The 19,355-nt window shown below is 64.7% G+C and carries 21 protein-coding genes; 11 read left to right on the plus strand and 10 right to left on the minus strand.

Annotated features, from left to right (window positions below; all coding sequences use genetic code 11):
* Positions 1 to 28: 28 nt before the first annotated feature.
* The gene (locus ACW2Q0_RS09930) at positions 29 to 1,486 is read right to left on the minus strand and encodes an MFS transporter (protein WP_457188460.1); all 1,458 of its coding nucleotides are present in this window, start codon (positions 1,484 to 1,486) and stop codon (positions 29 to 31) included.
* 53 nt (positions 1,487 to 1,539) lie between these two features.
* Here ACW2Q0_RS09930 and ACW2Q0_RS09935 point away from each other — a divergent pair, with 53 nt between their 5' ends.
* From ACW2Q0_RS09935 to ACW2Q0_RS09950, 4 genes are all read left to right on the plus strand, one after another.
* Complete coding sequence (locus ACW2Q0_RS09935; RefSeq protein WP_457188462.1) at positions 1,540 to 2,244, plus strand: TetR/AcrR family transcriptional regulator; 705 nt, start codon at positions 1,540 to 1,542, stop codon at positions 2,242 to 2,244.
* Between the two features lie 102 nt (positions 2,245 to 2,346).
* Positions 2,347 to 3,441 (plus strand): LLM class flavin-dependent oxidoreductase, encoded by a 1,095-nt coding sequence (locus tag ACW2Q0_RS09940; protein ID WP_457188464.1) that lies wholly within the window; start codon positions 2,347 to 2,349, stop codon positions 3,439 to 3,441.
* 177 nt (positions 3,442 to 3,618) lie between these two features.
* Positions 3,619 to 4,167 carry a YceI family protein gene (locus ACW2Q0_RS09945; RefSeq protein WP_457188466.1) on the plus strand — a complete coding sequence of 183 codons (549 nt, stop codon included), beginning with the start codon at positions 3,619 to 3,621 and terminating at the stop codon, positions 4,165 to 4,167.
* Between the two features lie 100 nt (positions 4,168 to 4,267).
* Complete coding sequence (locus tag ACW2Q0_RS09950; RefSeq protein ID WP_457188468.1) at positions 4,268 to 5,158, plus strand: NAD-dependent protein deacetylase; 891 nt, start codon at positions 4,268 to 4,270, stop codon at positions 5,156 to 5,158.
* Here ACW2Q0_RS09950 and ppnP read toward each other — a convergent pair.
* The gene (gene ppnP, locus ACW2Q0_RS09955; protein ID WP_457188856.1) at positions 5,149 to 5,460 is read right to left on the minus strand and encodes a pyrimidine/purine nucleoside phosphorylase; all 312 of its coding nucleotides are present in this window, start codon (positions 5,458 to 5,460) and stop codon (positions 5,149 to 5,151) included. The genes ACW2Q0_RS09950 and ppnP overlap by 10 nt on opposite strands.
* A gap of 96 nt (positions 5,461 to 5,556) precedes the next feature.
* On the opposite strand from ppnP, the gene ACW2Q0_RS09960 reads away from it, so the two are divergent.
* The 3 genes from ACW2Q0_RS09960 (at position 5,557) to ACW2Q0_RS09970 (ending at position 7,847) form a co-directional block, all read left to right on the plus strand.
* A complete protein-coding gene (locus ACW2Q0_RS09960) occupies positions 5,557 to 6,396 on the plus strand; it encodes a DUF72 domain-containing protein (protein ID WP_457188470.1) in 840 nt (279 codons plus the stop codon).
* Between the two features lie 92 nt (positions 6,397 to 6,488).
* A complete protein-coding gene (locus ACW2Q0_RS09965; protein WP_457188472.1) occupies positions 6,489 to 7,331 on the plus strand; it encodes an alpha/beta fold hydrolase in 843 nt (280 codons plus the stop codon).
* A 57-nt stretch (positions 7,332 to 7,388) separates the two neighbouring features.
* Positions 7,389 to 7,847, plus strand: a complete 459-nt coding sequence (locus ACW2Q0_RS09970; protein ID WP_457188474.1) for an SRPBCC family protein — start codon at positions 7,389 to 7,391, stop codon at positions 7,845 to 7,847.
* Positions 7,848 to 7,951: 104 nt separating this feature from the next.
* Here ACW2Q0_RS09970 and ACW2Q0_RS09975 read toward each other — a convergent pair whose 3' ends face one another.
* The 3 genes from ACW2Q0_RS09975 to ACW2Q0_RS09985 all read right to left on the minus strand — a co-directional run bounded on the left by ACW2Q0_RS09975 (position 7,952) and on the right by ACW2Q0_RS09985 (position 11,610).
* The gene (locus ACW2Q0_RS09975) at positions 7,952 to 8,578 is read right to left on the minus strand and encodes an MBL fold metallo-hydrolase (RefSeq protein WP_457188476.1); all 627 of its coding nucleotides are present in this window, start codon (positions 8,576 to 8,578) and stop codon (positions 7,952 to 7,954) included.
* Positions 8,575 to 9,660, minus strand: a complete 1,086-nt coding sequence (locus ACW2Q0_RS09980) for an S-(hydroxymethyl)mycothiol dehydrogenase (protein ID WP_457188478.1) — start codon at positions 9,658 to 9,660, stop codon at positions 8,575 to 8,577. The genes ACW2Q0_RS09975 and ACW2Q0_RS09980 overlap by 4 nt, the downstream gene beginning before the upstream one ends.
* A gap of 564 nt (positions 9,661 to 10,224) precedes the next feature.
* Positions 10,225 to 11,610, minus strand: a complete 1,386-nt coding sequence (locus ACW2Q0_RS09985; protein WP_457188480.1) for a metallophosphoesterase — start codon at positions 11,608 to 11,610, stop codon at positions 10,225 to 10,227.
* A 43-nt stretch (positions 11,611 to 11,653) separates the two neighbouring features.
* Between ACW2Q0_RS09985 and ACW2Q0_RS09990 the strand changes: the two genes are divergently transcribed.
* The 4 genes from ACW2Q0_RS09990 (at position 11,654) to ACW2Q0_RS10005 (ending at position 16,102) form a co-directional block, all read left to right on the plus strand.
* A complete protein-coding gene (locus ACW2Q0_RS09990) occupies positions 11,654 to 11,962 on the plus strand; it encodes a hypothetical protein (protein ID WP_457188482.1) in 309 nt (102 codons plus the stop codon).
* A gap of 332 nt (positions 11,963 to 12,294) precedes the next feature.
* Complete coding sequence (locus tag ACW2Q0_RS09995; RefSeq protein WP_457188484.1) at positions 12,295 to 13,875, plus strand: hypothetical protein; 1,581 nt, start codon at positions 12,295 to 12,297, stop codon at positions 13,873 to 13,875.
* Positions 13,876 to 14,070: 195 nt separating this feature from the next.
* Complete coding sequence (locus ACW2Q0_RS10000; protein ID WP_457188486.1) at positions 14,071 to 15,372, plus strand: glycosyltransferase 87 family protein; 1,302 nt, start codon at positions 14,071 to 14,073, stop codon at positions 15,370 to 15,372.
* A gap of 430 nt (positions 15,373 to 15,802) precedes the next feature.
* A complete protein-coding gene (locus ACW2Q0_RS10005; protein WP_457188488.1) occupies positions 15,803 to 16,102 on the plus strand; it encodes a hypothetical protein in 300 nt (99 codons plus the stop codon).
* 295 nt (positions 16,103 to 16,397) lie between these two features.
* Here the strand turns inward: ACW2Q0_RS10005 and ACW2Q0_RS10010 are convergent, their stop codons facing one another.
* From ACW2Q0_RS10010 to atpB, 5 genes are all read right to left on the minus strand, one after another.
* Positions 16,398 to 17,126 carry a Mut7-C RNAse domain-containing protein gene (locus tag ACW2Q0_RS10010; RefSeq protein ID WP_457188490.1) on the minus strand — a complete coding sequence of 243 codons (729 nt, stop codon included), beginning with the start codon at positions 17,124 to 17,126 and terminating at the stop codon, positions 16,398 to 16,400.
* Between the two features lie 42 nt (positions 17,127 to 17,168).
* Positions 17,169 to 17,777 (minus strand): F0F1 ATP synthase subunit B family protein, encoded by a 609-nt coding sequence (locus ACW2Q0_RS10015; protein ID WP_457188492.1) that lies wholly within the window; start codon positions 17,775 to 17,777, stop codon positions 17,169 to 17,171.
* Positions 17,778 to 17,780: 3 nt separating this feature from the next.
* On the minus strand, positions 17,781 to 18,284 hold the full coding sequence (locus tag ACW2Q0_RS10020; protein WP_457188494.1) for a F0F1 ATP synthase subunit B: 504 nt from the start codon (positions 18,282 to 18,284) through the stop codon (positions 17,781 to 17,783).
* 6 nt (positions 18,285 to 18,290) lie between these two features.
* A complete protein-coding gene (locus ACW2Q0_RS10025) occupies positions 18,291 to 18,548 on the minus strand; it encodes a F0F1 ATP synthase subunit C (RefSeq protein ID WP_040687366.1) in 258 nt (85 codons plus the stop codon).
* An 83-nt stretch (positions 18,549 to 18,631) separates the two neighbouring features.
* A complete protein-coding gene (gene atpB / locus ACW2Q0_RS10030; protein WP_457188858.1) occupies positions 18,632 to 19,303 on the minus strand; it encodes a F0F1 ATP synthase subunit A in 672 nt (223 codons plus the stop codon).
* Positions 19,304 to 19,355: the final 52 nt, after the last annotated feature.

A 19,355-nucleotide genomic window follows, 5' to 3' on the forward strand; every position in this document is an offset into this window, starting at 1 on the left:
GCGGATTCAGAACGAAGATCTATGCCAGCTATGACGCGGTTATTTCCGCTGGCGTGTCGACCTGCGGGGCGGGTCGCGTGCGCAGCAGTACCACCCCGAGGAGAGCGGCGGCGATACTGAAACCCGCACTGATCCAGGCTCCGGTCGACATGGCGTCGGTGAACGCTGCCTTGGCCGGTTCGACATATCCGAGTTGGAATGCGGCGCCGATGGATTCACGCGCGGCGTCGGGTGCGTCCTCGGGCATACGCGCAGTGAACACACCGGCCAGTACGCTGCCGAGGATCGCGATGCTGATCGCCATGCCGACCTGCTGCAGTGTGTCGTTCATGGCCGAGCCGACGCCCGCGTACTCCAGCGGAATCGCGCTCATGATCGCGGCATATGCGGCCGGGCCCGCCAGACCACCACCGATGCCCATGACCAGCATGCTGGCCAGGACCGCGAGATATCCGGTACCGACGGCCAGGATGGCGAAGGCCCCGCCCATCACGAGCAAACCGGCGACGATGAGCGTCTTATTGCTGAGCTTGTTGCCCAGCGTCGCACCGAGACCGTTGCATACCGCCGCGGCCACCGCGTACGGCAGCAGCGCCAGCCCCGCTTTCATCGGCCCGTAGCCGAGTACGAACTGCAGGTACTGGGTGAGCATCAGCATGATCGCGCCCATGCCGAACACCATCAGCAGCAGCGTGCAGCAGGTGCCGGTGAAATCGCGGTTGCCGAACAGCCCGAGCGGGAGCATCGGATGTAGCGACCGGCTCTCCCAGACCACGAATGCCAGCCCCGTGACCACGGCGAGTCCGATCATCGGGATATTCCACTCGCGCTCGATGATCACGTAGACCGTCGAGCTGAGCGCGACGATGGACAGCAGCACGCCGACCAGGTCTACCGGCCGCTGTTCACCGGTGGATTCCGGCATCAGCACCAGCGCGGCGACAATCGCGACTACCGAGACCGGAATATTGAGCAGAAATACCGAGCCCCACCAAAAGTGCTGTAGTAGAAAACCGCCCAGCGTCGGTCCGAGGACGATGCCGACCATCGAGACGGTGGACCAGCCCGCCATCGCCTTGCGCCGTTCGTCCTCGGCGAAGGTGGTCATCAGAATGGACAGAGTCGACGGCATCAGCAGTGAACCGCCGACACCCATGAGGGCGCGGGCGCCGACCACCTGCCACGGCTCGGTCGCCAAGACGGCCGCGAGGGACGCCGCGCCGAACAGTGCCAGCCCGAGCATCAGCATGCGCCGTCGACCGAACCGGTCGGACAGGCTACCCGCGGTCAGCAATAGTCCCGCGAAGACGAGGACGTAGGCGTCGAGGATCCACTGCACATCCGACGGCGTCGCGTCGAGTTCCCGGATCAGAGACGGAATGGCGATATTGAGCACGGTGCCGTCGATCATCAGCACCAGCAGCGACAGACAGAGGACCCCCAGAATCCACCAACGGCGAGGATCTCGTACAATGTTCGATTCCACTCGAACACCGTACGATGGAATCGCACAATGTGCGAGAGAATTAAGCTGACCGCGTGACAAAGCAGCAGTTCTCCTCGGTGTGGACCCGCGAGCCGCGCCGGCCCAAGGCGGCCGGACTGCGGCGGGACCAGATCGTCGCCGCCGCACTCGACGTGCTCGACGCCGAGGGGCTCGGCGCGCTGAGCATGCGCAAGCTAGGCGCCAAGCTCGATGCGGGTGCGACCAGTCTCTATTGGCATGTCGCGAATAAGGACGAGTTGCTCGAACTCGTCCTCGACGAGATCTGGGGTCTGGTCCGCATTCCGGATCCGGACCAGACCTCGTGGCGGGAAGTCGCAACGACCTTTGCCTACAACCTCCGGCGCACCTTGCTCGACCACCCGTGGGTGGTCACCTTGATGGGCTCCCTGCCCAGTGTCGGCCCGAAGGCCTTCGAACTCGGTGATCGATTGCGGCGCACCTTCATCGGCGCCGGATTCAGTGGCGTCGACGTCTACCTCGCGAGCGGCACCGTAACGAGTTACATACTGGGACAGGTCATCCCGGAGATCACCTCGGCGAAGGCATTCGGCGGCAAGGGTGTCGACACGGAGATGGTGCTCGACGCCATGGATACCCTCCTCGCCGCCGACTATCCGGAGATGCTCGCGGACTACCGCAAGACGATCCCCACCGACCCGGGGATCGTGCGCGCGATGGCCTTCGACTTCGGACTGCTCTGCATGCTGGACGGCCTGGAGTCCCGCCTGAGCGGATAACCGGGTGGCGGCGGGGGTAGCAGCTCGGGAATAGATCACCGCACCGCCCTGTTGGTTGCCATATCCACCAAATAGCAGTCAGATTTTGCGAGAGGAGGCGACGTGCAGTTCGGAATTTTCACCGTGGGCGATGTCACGGTCGACCCCACGACTGGTCGGGGTCCGACCGAGCACGAGCGCATCAAGGCGATGGTGGCGATCGCGCGCAAGGCCGAAGAGGTCGGCCTGGACGTATTCGCCACCGGCGAGCACCACAACCCGCCCTTCGTGCCGTCGTCGCCGACCACGATGCTCGGCTATATCGCGGCGCAGACCGAGCGGTTGCAGTTGTCCACCGCGACAACCCTCATCACCACCAACGATCCGGTGAAGATCGCCGAGGACTTCGCCATGCTGCAGCATCTGGCCGACGGTCGCGTCGATCTGATGCTCGGCCGCGGTAATACCGGTCCGGTTTATCCCTGGTTCGGCAAGGACATTCGTGACGGCATCCCGCTGGCCATCGAGAACTACCATCTGCTGCACCGGCTCTGGCGTGAGGATGTGGTCGACTGGGAGGGCCGGTTCCGTACTCCGTTGCAGGCGTTCACCGCAACACCGCGACCGCTGGACGGGGTACCGCCATTCGTCTGGCACGGGTCGATCCGTAGTCCGGAAATCGCCGAGCAGGCCGCCTATTACGGTGACGGCTTCTTCGCGAACAATATCTTCTGGCCGAAGGAGCACTTCCAGCGGCTGATCGAGCTGTACCGGAGCCGCTACGAGCATTACGGACACGGCTCCGCCGACCAGGCCATAGTCGGCCTCGGCGGGCAGGTCTTCATGCGCAAGAACTCGCAGGACGCCGTGCGTGAATTCCGGCCCTACTTCGACAACGCGCCGGTCTACGGCCACGGCCCATCGCTCGAGGATTTCACCGAGCAGACGCCGCTGACCGTCGGCAGTCCGCAGCAGGTCATCGAAAAGACCATGACGTTCCGGGAAAGTTTCGGCGACTATCAGCGACAGCTGTTCCTGATGGACCACGCGGGTCTACCGTTGAAAACGGTGCTGGAGCAACTCGATCTGCTCGGTGCGGAAGTAGTTCCGCAGCTGCGCAAGGAGTTCGACGCATTGCGTCCGGCCCATGTCCCGGACGCGCCGACTCATGCGTCATTGGTAGCGGCTCGGGACGAGGCTGTGGAGGTGGTGCGGTGACCGTGCTCGGCCAGCCGTCGTCGAGCCGAATGACGCCGGAATCGATTGTGCGGCAGTGCAGTTGGCTACCGTGACCTGATCGCCGGTGCGACGGCGCACCGGTCCTGCAATGCCAGAACTGAATATTCGATCCGCGAACCGAGTAATTGAGATATCAACCACGTGAGGAGACCGACTATGTCCACTGCCGCCACCAAAGACCTGACCGCAGGCACCTGGGTCATCGATCCCACCCACTCCACTCTCGGCTTCACCGTGCGCCACCTGATGGTCAGCAAGGTCCGCGGTCGCTTCACCGACTTCTCCGGCAAGCTGGTCATCAATGAAGACGGCACCGCCGCGGCCGAGGCCGAGATCCTGGTCCAATCGGTGACCACCGATAACGAGCAGCGTGACGGACACCTGCGCACCGCGGACTTCTTCCACGCCGCCGATTTCCCGGTGGCCACCTTCAAATCGACCGGATTCCGCGTCAATGGCGAGGACTTCGTCGTCGACGGTGAGTTCACCATCCGCGGCACTACCCGTCCGGTCTCCCTCGATGTCGAATTCCTCGGCGTCAACCCGGGCATGGGCCAGGGCCCGGTCGCCGGATTCGAGGCCAAGACCGTCATCAACCGCCGCGACTTCGGCATCACCGTCGATATGCCGCTCCCCGACGGCGGCGCGGTGATCGGCGACAAGATCACCCTCACCCTCGAAATCGAGGTCGGTCTCCAGGCCTGATCAGCATCGATGCAGTGTCCGCGGCGCCGCCTGGCGTATCGACCGGGAGGCTGTGCTGACCCACCGCGCCCGCTGCCGTCCCCGCGCTTACGCTGAGTCCATGTCCGCGCTATCCGACGCATCCACTGTCGAGGGGTTGTGTGCGCTGCTCGCGGGGCGGCGGGTCGCGGTGCTGACGGGCGCCGGGGTGTCGACCGACAGTGGGATTCCGGATTATCGGGGGCCAGGGTCGCCGGTGCGGACGCCGATGACGTATCAGCAGTTCGTCGGGGATGCCGCGTTTCGGCAACGGTATTGGGCGCGCAACCACATCGGGTGGCGGGCTATGGACGGGTCACGGCCGAACGCCGCGCATCGGGCGTTGGCGCGCTTGGAACGGGCGGGCATTGTGTCCGGATTGATTACCCAGAATGTCGATCTGCTGCATACGAAGGCGGGGCATCGCCGGGTCATCGATCTCCACGGGACCTATGCGCGCGTGCGGTGTCTCGGCTGCGAGGCGCTGATTTCGCGGATGAGCTTGGCCGAGCTATTGGAGGCGGCGAATCCCGGATTCGCGGCGTCGGCTACCGCCACCGGGGTGGAGGTCGCACCCGATGCCGACGCTGTGGTCGCCGATACCGCGAGCTTTCGGATGGTGGACTGTGCGCGCTGCGGCGGCATGCTCAAACCGGACATCGTGTACTTCGGGGAGAACGTGCCCAAGCAGCGCGTGGCCGCCGCGTTCGAAATCGTAGAAGCGGCGGACGCGCTGTTGGTAGCGGGATCGTCGTTGACGGTCATGTCCGGGCTGCGGTTCGTGCGATATGCGGCGAAACAGGGCAAGCCGGTCGCCATCGTGAACCGCGGCCGGACCCGAGGTGACGAACTCGCGACCCTCACCGTGCATGGCGGATGTGCGCAGGCGCTGACCACGGTAGCCGATTCCTTGGCTCCGCGCGGGCCCGAGCACTCGACGCAACGGCGTAGCCCCTGCCGAACTCAGCCGTAGTGGCACACGTAGTGCACCGTCGAAAGCACCTCGATCTCGAATGAGCTACTGCCCGGTACCTCGAACGATTCGCCGCCGCGGTAGCTCACGGCTTCGGTTTCGCCCGCCCGGGTGACCTTGCACTCGCCCTGGATCAGCTCCATGACCTCCGGTTCGACCGTATTGAACGTCAGCGCTGATGGCAGGATCACGCCGACCGACTTCGCAGTGCCATCGGCCAGTTCGATGCTGTGGCTGATGCATTTGCCGTCGAAGTACACATTGGCCTTCTTGGCCACACTGACGTTCTCGAACCGCGTCATGATCTCTTTCCCGATGCCGAAGGTGGAGCCGTCAGCGTACGTGACCACCATCGACCGCCCGGACGGGTGGCCGGTAGGTGCGTTAGCGTCGCTGTCATGCGGCTTCACGTGGGATGTGCGATGTGGACGCACGCGGCATGGCAGGACCATCAACCGATACCGGCCGAGCGGTTGCGGCACTACGCCTCGTGGTGCACTGCGGTGGAAGGCAATACGACGTTCTACGCGACGCCGACGCGCAATACGGTGGCGTCGTGGGCGAAGCAGACCGATCCCGACTTCCGCTTCGTCGTCAAACTGCCCAAGCCGATCACCCATGAGCGCAGGCTGCACGGCGCGGAGGCCGAACTGCGCACCTTCCTGGATGCGATGGAGCCGCTCGGCCCGCGCATCCATGCGCTGTGGGTGCAGCTGCCGGGGTCATTCGGTCCGACCGAACTCGGGACGCTGGCCGGATTCCTGCGTACGCTACCGGACTCGTATCGCCGCGCCGTCGAGGTCCGGCATCCGGCATTCTTCGAAAATGACAGCGCCGCAAGGCAATTGGAGCAGGTGCTCGGGCGCTTCGGCGCCGAATGGGTGCCCTTCGACACCAGTGTGCTTTTCAGCGGACCCGCGGAGAGTGCCGCGGAGGCCGAGGCGCGGGCGAAGAAGCCGCGGGTGCCGCGTCGCACGCGAGCGCTCACGGAGTTCCCGATCGTGCGCTATCACGGTCGCGATTCGGCCGAGCGCACGGTTGCGGGCTGGCAGCCGTGGCTCGAGATCGTCACCGCGTGGCTGCGCGAGGGTCGCTCGCCAACGGTTTTCATCCACACCCCGGACAACGCTTCCGCCTTGCACCTCGCCCGCCGCTTCCATGACGAGGTCCGTGCGCGCCTGCCGGAACTCGAGCCGCTGCCGGAACCCATTCCGACCGAACCGATGACCTTGTTCTGAAATATCTCGAATAAATAACAATCCCGAATGCTGCTCGATTAGGATGGAGGGAGTTGCCGCACTAGTGCCGAGCGCACCGATGGAGGGAACCGATGGGCCACGCTACCGTGCAATCCACGTCCTTCATCCTACGCGGCGGGGCGGGCACATTGGCCGCCTGGGAATCCGTGCCCCCGCATGGCGTCGAGATTCGGGGGACGGTGCTATTGGTCCCCGGCTTCACCGGCTCCAAAGAGGACTTCGATGCCGTCCTGCCGCTGCTGTCCGAGGCCGGATTCCGTTGTGTCGCTTACGATCAGCGCGGGCAGTGGCAGTCCGACGGTCCAGATGACGTATCGGGGTACACGATGGCCGATTTTGCCGATGACCTGATCCTCGTCGTCGACCAGATCTCGGCCGCCACACCGATTCACCTCGTGGGCCACTCATTCGGCGGCTATGTCGCCCGCGCTGCCGTCGCCGCGCATCCGGACCGATTCCGCAGCCTCACCCTGCTCGCCTGCGGTCCGTCCGCGACCTCCGATATCAACTTCGCGCCACCGCAATTGGTCGCCCAACTCATCGACAGCGGCGGCCAGCAAGCACTGTGGGAGCAGTTGCGGCAGGCCGTGGCGGCACCGGTCCCACCCGCCACACTCGAATTCCTGCGCAAACGTCTGCTCAAGACCAAGAAGGCCAATCTGATCGGCATCATGCGGGTCATGGAAGGCTCGACCGGCTACACCACCGCCCTGCGCGCGGGCGGCCTTCCGATCCTGCTCGCCTACGGCAACTCCGGCGACCTCTGGCCACCGAGCGTTCACGAACGCTATGCCGAGGAACTGGGCGCGCGTACCGCGGTCTACAACGGTGTGGGCCACCTACCGAACGAGGAGCGCCCGGCCCGCGTGTGCGCCGACCTGGTCGCCTTCTGGACCGATACCGATCCGCGCTGAATGCTCGGCGCGATGTGAGCGACACCTGTCTGAGAAGGCGCCTGCTAGCGTGCAGGCATGCACGACAGCGTGACGGCTCGAATGTCCGCACCCGCCGACAAGATCTGGGGCCTGGTCAGCGATATCACGAATACCGGGAAATTCTCACCGGAGACCTTCGACGCCGAATGGCTGGGTGGGGCAACGGATCCCGCCGTCGGCGTCAAATTCCGCGGACACGTCAACCGCAATGGCTGGGGGCTGAAGTATTGGACGGTCTGCCGGATCATCGCCTGTGAGCCCGGACGTGAGTTCGCATTCACTGTGCTCGGGCCGCGCGGAATGGCGGTCAATACCTGGCGCTATCAGTTCGAGCCCGTAGCCGACGGCACCGACGTCACCGAATCGTTCCAACTGAACGAAAAGAGCCTCACCCTCCGCCTCTACTGGCTTATAGCCGGCCGCGCCCGCGGCAAAACAAACCGTGACAGCATGCGCGAAACCCTCGAACACATCAGGGCCCACGTCGAGCAGTAATCAAGATCAGGTGGCATCCAGGGCGGTATCGGCCCGAGAAGCCACCGCCACCAGTTCCACCTGATCTTGATCTCGCGCGTTAGGCGGGTGCACCCCGGGCGGGGTCAGTGGCCGCGTGCGATCCAATCGGCGAGTGCGGGCTTTTCCGAGCCGATGGTGGTGCCGTCGCCATGGCCGGTGTGGACCGTGGTCTCCTCGGGGAGGGTCAGCAGTCGGTCTCGGATGGAATCGATGATGGTGCCGAAGTCGGAGAACGAGCGGCCGGTGGCGCCCGGACCGCCGTTGAACAGGGTATCGCCGGTGAACAGGGCGGTGGCCTCGGGCAGGTGCAGGGAGACCGAGCCGGGGGAGTGGCCGGGGGTGTGCAGGATTTCGATATCGGTGCCCGCCACGGCGATTCGCTGAGTGTCGGCCAGTGACGCGTAGTCGACGTCGGGGTGGGTCATGCGCCAGAGCGGATCATCGCCGGGGTGCAGCAGGATCGGGGCATCGAGGCGTTTCGCGAGTTCCGGTGCGACGGTGACATGGTCGTTGTGACCGTGGGTGCACAGGACCGCGCGAACATTGCGGTCGCCGACCGCATCGATGATCGCGTCCGCGTCATGCGCCGCGTCGATGACGACCACCTCGGCATCGTCGCCGATCAACCACACATTGTTGTCGACATCCCACGTGCCGCCGTCGAGTGAGAAGGTGCCGGAGGTGATGACCCGGTCGATGCGCAGGTTCACCAGACCACCACCGAACGCAGCACCTCACCCGCGTGCATTGCGGAGAACGCCTTCTCGACCTGGTCCAGGGCGATGCGTTCGGTGACGAAGCGCTCCAACGGCAGTCGGCCCTGCAGATACAGATCGACCAGCATCGGGAAATCGCGTTCGGGCAGGCTGTCGCCGTACCAGGAGGATTTCAGCGCGCCGCCACGGGAGAACAGGTCGATCAGCGGCATCTCGATGGTCATATCCGGGTTCGGGACACCGACCAGCACGACGGTGCCCGCCAAGTCGCGGCCGTAGAAGGCCTGCTTCCAGGTTTCCGGGCGGCCGACCGCGTCGATGACCACATCCGCGCCGAAACCGTCGGTGTATTCCTGGATGCGCTCGACGACATCGGCTTGGGTCGCATCGATGGTGTGGGTGGCGCCGAATTCCGTCGCCCAGCTGAGCTTCTGGGGATCGCGGTCGATCGCGATAATGGTCCGGGCACCGGCCAGTCGCGCACCCGCGATGGCAGCGTCGCCGACACCGCCGCAGCCGATGACCGCGACCGTATCGCCGCGCGACACATTGCCGGTATTCATCGCCGCACCGATACCCGCCATGACGCCGCAGCCGAGCAGACCGGCGACGGCCGGATCGGCATCCGGGGCGACCTTGGTGCACTGACCCTCATGTACCAGCGTCTTATCGGCGAATGCGCCGATGCCGAGGGCTGGGCTGAGTTCGGTGCCGTCGGTGAGGGTCATTTTCTTGCTGGCATTGTGGCTGGCGAAGCAGTACCACGGGCGCCCGCGCTTGCACGCGCGGCATTCACCGCACACCGCACGCCAGTTCAGGACGACGAAATCGCCCGCGACGACATGGGTCACCGCATCCCCGACGGTCTCCACGATCCCGGCGGCCTCGTGCCCGAGCAGGAACGGGAATTCGTCGTTGATACCGCCCTCGCGGTAGTGCAGATCGGTGTGGCACACCCCGCAGGACTGGATGCGCACCACCACATCGTGCGGCCCGGGATCCGGGATCACGATATCGACGAGTTCGACCGGTACGCCCTTGCTACGGGCGACCACGCCACGCACGGTTTCGGTCACGAATCCTCCTAGGTGATAGATATGCCGCCGAGTGCCATATGGGTATTGCGCCACATATGCCGGATCCACTCGTGCCGAAGTCTAGGAGAGTGACCGTGGACTATTTCGACCCGGGGAAAAATTCACGTCCCGTGACGGCGACGGCGACTGCGCAGCTGTGGTTCGATCGCGCTTTGACCTGGATGTATGCCTCCAATCACGAGGAGGCCGTCCGGTGTTTCGCGCGGATCGTGGATGAGGATCTGGGTTGCGCGATGGCATCGTGGGGTGTCGCCTATGCGCTGGGGCCCGGATGCAGTCGACGTGGCTCGCGTACGGTGCGCTACTCCTCGAACACGGCCTTGTCGCCGAGGCCGAGGCCGTCTACCACGCCGATCTCGGCCTCGGCACCGTCAGCGGTCTCCCGCAACCGCATGCTCCCGCTCTCGTGCCGGCCCGTGCCACCTCAGCCCGCAGCAGGCCGGGCACTCGGCGGTAGTTCGCCGCACCGGTGATCCCATCGAAAAACCGCTCGATCGGCGCCGCGATAGTGCGCGGCACGGTCGCTGTCCGCCTGGCCGACTGCTACAGACCGGAGAAATCACGCAGTACAACGTGGTTGCGGTCGGCGCAGCTGCCGAGGGCGTGATCCGGATGCATCCCGAGGTATTGGCGGCGGGTGCGGGTGCTCCAGCGGCGGGCCGACTCGGTGCGGGTCTTGTAGAAGTTGACCGTGTAGCCGCCCTCGTAGACGCGCAGCAGGATGTAGCCGCCCGGATATTCCTTGGTGGCGGCGACTTCCAGGAACTCCACATCCACACCGGAGTCCGGGCGGTTGCGCCGGTTGCGGTGCGTGTGGCCGCAGTGGTGCAAGAAGACGCCGGGGGCGTCGCGATAAAGTGCGTGCAGCGCGGCGGCATTCGTGCGATCGAGCACGAAACCCGGTCCGCCCGGATTGCTGACGGCCGCATGGGAAGTCACGGGATGATGGCCGAAAACCAGGGTGGGCCGCTCCGGATCGGCCGCCAGGAGTTCGCGCAGGTGCGCCAATTGCGGTGCGACGATGGTGCCGCCGGATCCGCGCAGCCGGGTGGTGTCCAGGCCGATCATGCGCAGTTCCCCGGCGCGATATTCGACGAGGCGTTGGCGGGCGTGAAAAGTCGTGCCCCAGTGGTCGATTCGGTGTTCGTTGGGCTTGTCGTGGTTACCGCGACAGACGAAATAGTCGCGGCCGAGCACACCCCACTCGTCCAGCAGCGCCCGCACGCCGAGACATTGGTCGAGGGTGCCGTTATCGGTGAGATCGCCCGCGAGGATCAGTTGATCGGCCGCGCGATCCGGTCGGCGCAAATCATCGAGCAATGCGGTCAGCATGAACTCCGGATAGTGCTCGGATTCGTGGCGCAGGCCGGTGGGGAGTCCGGCCACGATCAGGCCACTGCTGTGCTCGCCGAAGTGCACGTCGTTGGCGAGTGCGATGGTGTGCAGCAGTCGACCCGGCGGCGGATCGGCGGTAGTGAATGTGCCGGTGGATTCCGGTGTTCCGCAGCGGCGGGTCACCAGGGTGCGGGCCGGGACGGCGCGGTGGCCGTCCGAATAGGCCTCGAATCGGTAGGTTCGGCCGGGTTCGAGGTCATCGACCTCGGCATAGTGGTAGGCGGTCGGCCGGGAGTCGAGATAGCGTGGTCGCGCCGCCGACCGGCCGTCGACCGGCGCGATACGGACCTCGGTATCGGCCTGGACCGGACGGGTGCGGCCATAGCGATCGCGGGTGCAAGTGGTCCAGGTCAGGATTGCCGAGCGGTCGGTCACGGTGACCACCTCGAGGTCTGTGGCCAGCATCGAATCCCGTTGCACCCGAACCGAAGGGGTGGTTTTGGGGCGGGCATGGAGTGGCGTTCGCAGGGTCACCGCGGCCGCGCCGACGGCCACATTCGCCAGCCAAAGGGTTCGAAGTCGCGGTTCGAGCATGGGGATCTCCGTTCACCTCTGCCTCGAACGGTACGGTTGCTGGTTGAACGCTCGGGTCCCAGCACATGACGCGTCGGCTTCCGGTGTCGAACATTCGTATCGCCGGGTCCGGGGATTCGACTCCGGAGTGGATCCGGGTCGGGAGTTCGCGAATGGATGCCATGCCTTAGGTGTCCCGTGCGATGTCACCGGTGCGCTGGAGGACCTCACCGGCACTCAGCGAGCCGGACGGCGGGTCGTCGGCCTCGCCATGATCGGCTCGGCCGCCGGCGTTCTCGCACTGCGATCCCGCATCCGGGTTTCGCGCGAGATCGATGTCATGTCGCGGCGCGGCGGATCCGAAATCGCCTGACCCATTGACCAGTTGGGGTTGACACGCCTGAATGCGTGGACGCTCCTCGAGCGCACCGACCGGTTGGCTATTTGCTGGTGGCAAGCGGTCGCATCGCAGCGAACCCGAGCCGGTGAACCGTATATTCATTGCGTTGCGAGCGGCGTTCGTGAGGACTGAATCGTCGTTGAATCGAAACTTCGGATGCGTGTGTCGCGCGCGGCACGCCGTAAGACGACCCCCCGGCGGGATTGACAGTTTCGCTGGCAACGGTGAATCGACTATGAATGTCTGGTGCCGTTCCCACGCGTGATCAGTTGTCTGCCGTCGAATCTCTCCCGCGGGGAGTCGAATTGACCATCGAGCATCATCCTGTCGAGGACGAGGTCGGACAGCTCGCGCGAAGGGTCGAGCGGGCTCGGGGCCGACTGGCCTATCAGTTCGACCCCGCGCTGACCGAGGCGCTCTCCGAGGACGAACTGGTCGCCGAGCGTGAGCTCGCGGAGAAGATTCGTGGCGAGGATCGCGCACAGCGATGGAAGCAGGTTCAGGCTGCGGCCGCCGCGGCCGACCGCGCCCGGCAGACCACCGAAGCAATCGAGAAGGCCGACATCAGAGATCTATTGGTAGCCCGCAAGGCAATTGCGGCACAGCGGCGGGAGTCCAGCCCGCACGCCAAATTGGCGTCGCTGTACCGGCACCGAGGATGGTCACTGCGCGCGCTCGCGGGCGTCGTGGCGGCGGGCATGCTGTGGTCTGCGGTCAACGTGCAGCACAACATAGCACCGGGCGGGCCGTCCGATCCGCTGTACTGGTTCAGCTACCTCATCGAGGCGATGATCAGTGTCTGCTTGATCATCATCATGGTCGGCACCAATAAGGTCGCCGAATGGGGCGTGATCGATAACCGCCGACAGGTCGCCGCGGCCGAAATCGCCCTGCTGACACTGACGGTCACCCTCAACACCTACCCGTACCTGCGCGCCGGGGAGTGGTATGAGACCGGTGTGCACGCGGTCGCACCGGTGATGATCGGTGTCGCCCTGCTCATCCACGACGCGGCGAGCGCGCGCTACGGCCTGGCCATCTACCGAGCCACCGAGCAGGTCCGCGAGCTGCCCGATCCGGCCGAACAGCTCAAGCGCACGGTGCCGTCGATCGCGTCTTATCGCGCCAATACCCAGGCGGCCCTGGTGGCGCCAGGTGCCGAGCGGCAGTCCACCGGACCCGAGGAGGCAGCGGCGACCGCCGAAGGTGTGCAACAGGACGCCGAACTGGAAGTCGACGCGATCGTGGAGGCCGAAGAGGTCGCGGTCGAGGAGTCGGCAGACGGGGACAGCGCGGCCGCACCGGAAGTCTCGGACGCACCCGAGCAGCCTCGCGCGCCGGCAGACGCCCAGGTGCCGGACCATGCGGAGCCCGAGGCGTCCGAGCAACGGCCCGCTTCCGCGAAGTCCGAGAACCGTCCCGCGGTTGTCAAGGAGCCGACCGCGCCCGTGGTCGCGAAGAACAACCCCTTCGCACCGTCCCAGGAGCCGAGCACCACGACCGAAACCACACCTGTCGCGAAGATCCAGACCCCACCGTCCCCGGCCAAGGCGCCCGCCCGCAAACCGGCCGTGGCCAGCCCGGAGAAAGCGGCCACGGACAGCAAGCCGTCGGTCGTGTCGGCACTGCGCAGGGGCAATAGCTCGGCCGCGGCGACGGCGCGCAAGCCCGCTTCACTCGAGGGCAGGAAGGACAGCCGGACGATAGAGAACGCGAACGCCCGCGCCAAGACCAACGCAACGCCGGAACCGGATTCGCACCTGCAGGTGGTCCGCACGCCTGATATCCACGACACCGGGCAGTTCCGCATCGCCGAGATGCTCGAACAAGAACTTGCCGAGCTACAGGCGGAGCGTAGGCGAGCCAGGGCCAGCAGGCAACGATGATCCCGTCGCTTGCTTGCCCCGGCACTTCGGGGCATGATGCAAGCTCGGGTCATCAGGCATGTTAGAGGCCGGCTATAGCCGTAGTACAGCCGGTGCGGGATGAAGGGATGGATCGGTCCGTGATGAGGTCTTACCACCCGGCGAGATCCTGTACCACGAATCCTGTGACGGTGTTGCCTCGGTCGTAGCGGATCGGTGCGAGACACCCGGAAGCTGGAGTTTCCGCGTACGGGACCAGCGATATACCTGCTCGCCGGGAGCGCCCTGCTGTCGGTCATCCTGCTCTTCGCCACCATCGATCCCTTCCTGGACAAGGGCGGGTTCCTGATCGGTGGTCTCGATGTGCATATCTATCGAGACGGTGCGTGGCGCATCGTGCACGATCTGCCGCTGTACACCGAGCCGACCATGCGCGGTCTGCTGTACACCTACACACCGTTCTCGACCATCGCGTTCGTGCCGATCTACCTGGTGCCGTGGGGGTATGTGACGAACACCTGGCTGGTGTTCAATCTGTCCATACTCATCGCCTGTGTGCTGCTGAGCTGGCGGCTGCTGGGCTATCGGATCACGACTCGGCTGGTGGTGGTCAGCGTGCTGATCGCGGCCACCTTGGTATTCATCGAGCCGGTTCGCCAAACGCTCTACTTCGGTCAGATCAACCTGGTCTTGATGCTGCTGGTGCTGGTGGACGCGCTGCGTGCGGACCGAAGTAAGCTGGGCGGCCTCGGCGTCGGTCTGGCGGCGGGTATCAAACTCACCCCGATGTACTTCGTCGCCTACTTGGCCGCTCTGCGGCAGTGGCGCTCGGCGGCCATCGCATTCGCCGCCTTCGCCGCCTCGGTCGCCTTCGCCTGGGTGATTCTGCCTGCCGATTCCCGGCAGTACTGGACCTCGACGTTCTTCCAGTCCAACCGGATCGCGGTGGACAACCACCCGGCCAACCAGTCCATCCGCGGCGTCATCGCGCATCTGCTCAATGGGCCCGCGCCGGTGTGGTTGTGGTTGCTGATCGCGGGATCGGTCTCGATCGCCAGCCTGATGGTGACCACGGCGCTGTATCAACGCGGCGAGCGGCTGCTCTCGATCACCTTGGCCGGTCTCACTGCGTGCGCGGTGTCGCCGTTCTCCTGGGGACACCACTGGGTATGGTTCGTGCCGCTGTTCGTCTTCCTCGTGCACAAGGGACTGAACAACTGGCGCTGGTGGGTGGCGGCGGCCATGCTGTTCACCGCGACCGCTTCGTGGACCTATCACTGGAGCAAGACCTGGGTGTCGATCGGGGTATTCCTGCTGCCGCCATGGTGGCCGATCACCAAAGTCTTGATCAACGGCTACGTTATCGAATTCCTTATCGTCCTGATCGCGGCATGGATACAGCTGCGCGGGGACGGCTGGCCGGCCCTCAGCGAGCGCTGGGCCGAACGCTCGATCCGTATCCCACTTCCACGCCGCCGCAATCCGGAATCCCCTTCGTGCCCAACTCCTTCCCCCTGACCGACACCGGAACCCGGTGGCGGACACGGTAGCTCGCGAGAGCGCGACCGGCGAGTCGATGCCGGTGCGTTGATCTGGAACGGAACTCTTCCCGACGATGGGCCGAGGAGGGCCTGCCGTGGATCCGTTCGCACAGGATTACCGTGTTGCTGTGGCCACGGATCAGACCGGCATTCAGCGTAGCGGCATGGGCAGTTGCCGCGCCGGATCGGCAATAGCCCCAGAGCCTTTGTGATCTCTTTACCTGCGGATTTCCTGCGGTTTCCGCCCGGAATCGGCCTCTTGCCGGGCAGATCAACCGGAGTTACGGTTGCTTCCTGCGTCGCGAAGCGATCGGTTACCACCGGGTTGCTGAACCTGCCGTTCGACGGGAGGTGCTACTTCGATGTCGCACGAACATATCGCTCGAACGGGCCGGAGGTTTCCCGCTATGACGAAGAAGAAGGCTCAGCCCAATCCGATGTTCGCGGTGACCATGGTCAATGCCATCCATAAGGATATCGATGGTTACGGGGACAGATGGGTGGCCACCGTCGACCACGGGAATATGCGCGCCGACTGGATTGCCGAGGCCGTGGCCAAAGATGCGCGCACCGTTCGGATCTGGTGCGACGACTGCGGGAACAGTGTCCACCTGTGCGCGGAAATCCGGGACTACCTGCCTGCCGACATACGCAAGGCACTGGCCGACGCCTGGGAGCACTACCACCCGACGCACCACGCCTCGTAGTAAGGGGCTCAGGCGAATTCGAGGACCTGACCCAACAGACGGCGCAGCGACCCCGTCGTCGGAGCCCCCGCGTACGAGCCGGAACACCAGCACCTCGGCCTGGTCGGCATCGGTGTCGAACACCCGCCGATAGCGTATGCGCAGCTGCCGGAGTTCGGCCTGCTCATGCATGCCGAGTCCATGATCGGCGTGGTCCGCTGGTCCATCCCGGCTCCCGCGGCCACCTCGAAGGCGCATTCGGGGCCTGAACCCGCCGGGTGAGAATGTCTCGCATTGATTCGTGCCGTGCGCGACATCAGGGGCAGGTGCCAAATTTTTGCAGGGCGTGGGTAACGATCGCGTCCAGGCGCGCGTGATGTGCGCCCTTCCAGTAGGTTCGGCCACAGTCGATGCACTGGGCGAAGGCGTCGTAGGTGCGTTCGGTTTCGTCCGGGACTCGGCCGCGCAGGGTCTGCTTATCGGTCACGCGCAGGGAGCCGTTGCAGGCCGTGCAGCGGGTCCACGGTGCCAGTGGTGGTGCGAAGCGCGATAGCACATCGTCGAGTTGCTCGGTGGGGCGGTGGCTGTAAATGTATGCGCCCGCAAAGATTTCGCGGCGACGCAGGAGTCCGCGATCGCGGGAGAGCAGGATGCGATGTTCGGTTGCCGAACGGGTGGCCAGTGCGGCGTCGCCGATATCCGGCTTCTCGTAGGCGGTGTCGATGCCGAGTAGACGCAGCCGCCGCGCGAGTGTGCCGAGATGGATATCCAGCAGGAAGCGTAGCGGCTCCGCGAATCGCTGCGGGCGCACCACGGCGCGCACCGATACCGCCTCGCCGTCGGCGGGCAGATGCGCCGGGCTCATCGGCTGACCGTCGACTACCAGCTCGCCGACCTCGGTGAGTGGTACGCCGAGCGATTCCACGATATGTCCGAGTGTCGACACGCTATCGATCGGCACGGCCGAGCGACCGTCGCGCTGTGCGGCCACGACGAACAGCCGTAATTCGGGCGCGAAATCTATGGTGATCTGCGCGGTGGTCACGCGGCCAGCATGCCAGGGCATGCGGTCCCGCGACTACCCGGTTTACAGCGACCAGGGCTGGGCGCGGCGTCGGACCGGCGGCTCCGCGTTGGCCATGGCCTCGAGGTCCTCGAGGAATCTGTCGATGCTGTCGGCCGCCACGTGGGTGGCGCTGATCTCGTAGCGGACCTTGTCCTCGGTGCTGTCCATGACCGTGGTGATGAGCTCTTCCTTCAGATCGCGGATGAGCTGGGTGCGCATCTGCGCGATCTGGTCACGGCCCTGGCTGCGGACCCGGGCGACCTCGGCATCGGCGAATTCGTGCATCTTGGCGATGATGCGTTCGGCATCGGCGCGCGCATCCTCGCGGATGTGCTCGAGTTCGGCCTGGGCGTCGGTGACCGCATTGTCGTAGGCCCGTTTGGCCTCGACGAGGCGGTCCGCCGCCTGCTGGTTCTCCTCGATCTGTTTTTGAATATTGTTCTGCGCCTTGGCCATCAGTCGTTTCACCGGCGGTGCCACGTATTTGACGATGACGAAGATGATGACCGCGAAACCGAAGAGCTGGCTGAAGAAGATCGGCCAGTCGAAGGTGATGTGGAAAATGCCCGAGTCCTCGGACCCGGCTGCCCGGATGGCCCCTTCGGCAAGGATGCCGCTGTTGAGGTTCATTGGCTACGCTCGTCCTGAATGATGGCCGGCGCGGGAGCCGGCATGCCGATCCTTGATGCCGAGCACGCGATCGGCCAATGTCTCGGCGAGCGGTTCGACAGCCTCACGCAGCTCAGCGGCCACTTGGTCCGCTTGGGCCCGCAGTTCCGTCGCGGATTCCGCGACGATCCTGTCGGCCTCGTCCTGCGCCTCACTTCGCAACTGCTCGAGGATAATTCGGCCCTCGTGCCTTGCCTGGTTCCTGATCTCGACCGCTTCACTGCGCGCCTGCGCGACGGCCGCCTGATATTTCGCTTCGGCGTCGGCGAACAAGGCTTTGGCCTCCTTGTTGTCGACCGCGGTCTCGGCAACTCTCGCCTCGCGTTCCGCCAATACCTTGCGTATCGGCGGAACGACGAACAGCCACATGACCCCGAGCACGATCAGGAAGATCAACAGCTCGGCGAAGAATGTGCCGTTGGGAATGAGGAAGTTCCCCTCGGCAACAACATCCGTTCGCGGAGTCATACTGAATTACTTACCTGGAGTAGCGAATACGAATAGCGCCATGAACGCTAGATTGATGAAGTACGCCGCCTCGACCAGACCGACGGTCAGGAAGAAGTTACCGCGGAGGCGACCCTCGGCTTCCGGCTGACGGGCAACGCCGTTGATCAACGCGGCACCGGCGAGTCCGTCACCGATACCCGCGCCGATGGCGCCACCGCCCATAATAATGCCGCCGCCGATGAGCGCGCCCTGGACGATGGCCGCAGTGGTTGCGTCTGCCATTTTTCACTTCCTGTTCTTTACTGAGCTCGACCGGCGGCGCCGATCTGTTGTTGTTTCGAGCGAATCGAAAGCGGTCGCCGGGGCTAGTGTTCGTGCTCCAGTGACATGGACTGGCTGAAGTAGAGGACGGTCAACAGCGAGAAGATGAATGCCTGGATGGCTCCGACGAAGAGATCGAAGAGTTTCCAGATGGCATTCGGCCCCCAACTGATCCAGAACGGGAACAGCGCGATCACCGAGACCATTACTCCGCCCGCGAACATGTTGCCGAACAATCGCAGTGACAGCGAGAGTGGTTTGGCGATTTCCTCGATGACATTGATGAATACCATCGGACCCCAGCCGGTATGGCCCTTCAGCAACTGCTTGGCATGCCCACCGGGACCGCGCCGATATATGCCCGCACCCTGATACATGATGAAGACGAACAGGGCCAGCGCATAGACGAAATTGACATCCGATGCGGGTGGTGCGATCAATTCTCCGTGTCCGTACTGCACCGGCAGCACGGACAACCAGTTCGACAACAGGATGTAGATGAACAGCGTGACGGCCAATGGCAGCGCGAACGGTGCGACCTTCATGCCGATGGCGCTTTCCACCTGGTTGCGCATCTGGACCGTGACGGTCTCGAAGAACAGTTGCACGCCGTTGGGTACGCCCGAAGTCAGCTTCGCGCGCAGGTAGAACGCCAGACCGAGCACGATCGCGGCCGCCAGGGCGGTCGAAATGATCGTGTCGACATTGAAGTCCATACCCCACAGATGCGCGACCGCGTGTTCGCCGACCTTGATTTTCGGCTCTTCG

The sequence above is a fragment of the Nocardia citri genome, assembly GCF_054065835.1.

What these genes read in the sequence shown, in the direction of transcription:
- ACW2Q0_RS09945 (WP_457188466.1), top strand. Translation starts at nt 3,619, where the DNA reads ATGTCCACTGCCGCCACCAAAGACCTGACCGCAGGCACCTGGGTCATC.
- ACW2Q0_RS09950 (WP_457188468.1), top strand. Translation starts at nt 4,268, where the DNA reads ATGTCCGCGCTATCCGACGCATCCACTGTCGAGGGGTTGTGTGCGCTG.
- ppnP (WP_457188856.1), bottom strand. Translation starts at nt 5,460, where the DNA reads ATGACGCGGTTCGAGAACGTCAGTGTGGCCAAGAAGGCCAATGTGTAC.
- ACW2Q0_RS09960 (WP_457188470.1), top strand. Translation starts at nt 5,557, where the DNA reads ATGCGGCTTCACGTGGGATGTGCGATGTGGACGCACGCGGCATGGCAG.
- ACW2Q0_RS09965 (WP_457188472.1), top strand. Translation starts at nt 6,489, where the DNA reads ATGGGCCACGCTACCGTGCAATCCACGTCCTTCATCCTACGCGGCGGG.
- ACW2Q0_RS09970 (WP_457188474.1), top strand. Translation starts at nt 7,389, where the DNA reads ATGCACGACAGCGTGACGGCTCGAATGTCCGCACCCGCCGACAAGATC.
- ACW2Q0_RS09985 (WP_457188480.1), bottom strand. Translation starts at nt 11,610, where the DNA reads ATGCTCGAACCGCGACTTCGAACCCTTTGGCTGGCGAATGTGGCCGTC.
- ACW2Q0_RS10005 (WP_457188488.1), top strand. Translation starts at nt 15,803, where the DNA reads ATGACGAAGAAGAAGGCTCAGCCCAATCCGATGTTCGCGGTGACCATG.
- ACW2Q0_RS10015 (WP_457188492.1), bottom strand. Translation starts at nt 17,777, where the DNA reads ATGAACCTCAACAGCGGCATCCTTGCCGAAGGGGCCATCCGGGCAGCC.
- ACW2Q0_RS10020 (WP_457188494.1), bottom strand. Translation starts at nt 18,284, where the DNA reads ATGACTCCGCGAACGGATGTTGTTGCCGAGGGGAACTTCCTCATTCCC.
- ACW2Q0_RS10025 (WP_040687366.1), bottom strand. Translation starts at nt 18,548, where the DNA reads ATGGCAGACGCAACCACTGCGGCCATCGTCCAGGGCGCGCTCATCGGC.
- atpB (WP_457188858.1), bottom strand. Translation starts at nt 19,303, where the DNA reads ATGGACTTCAATGTCGACACGATCATTTCGACCGCCCTGGCGGCCGCG.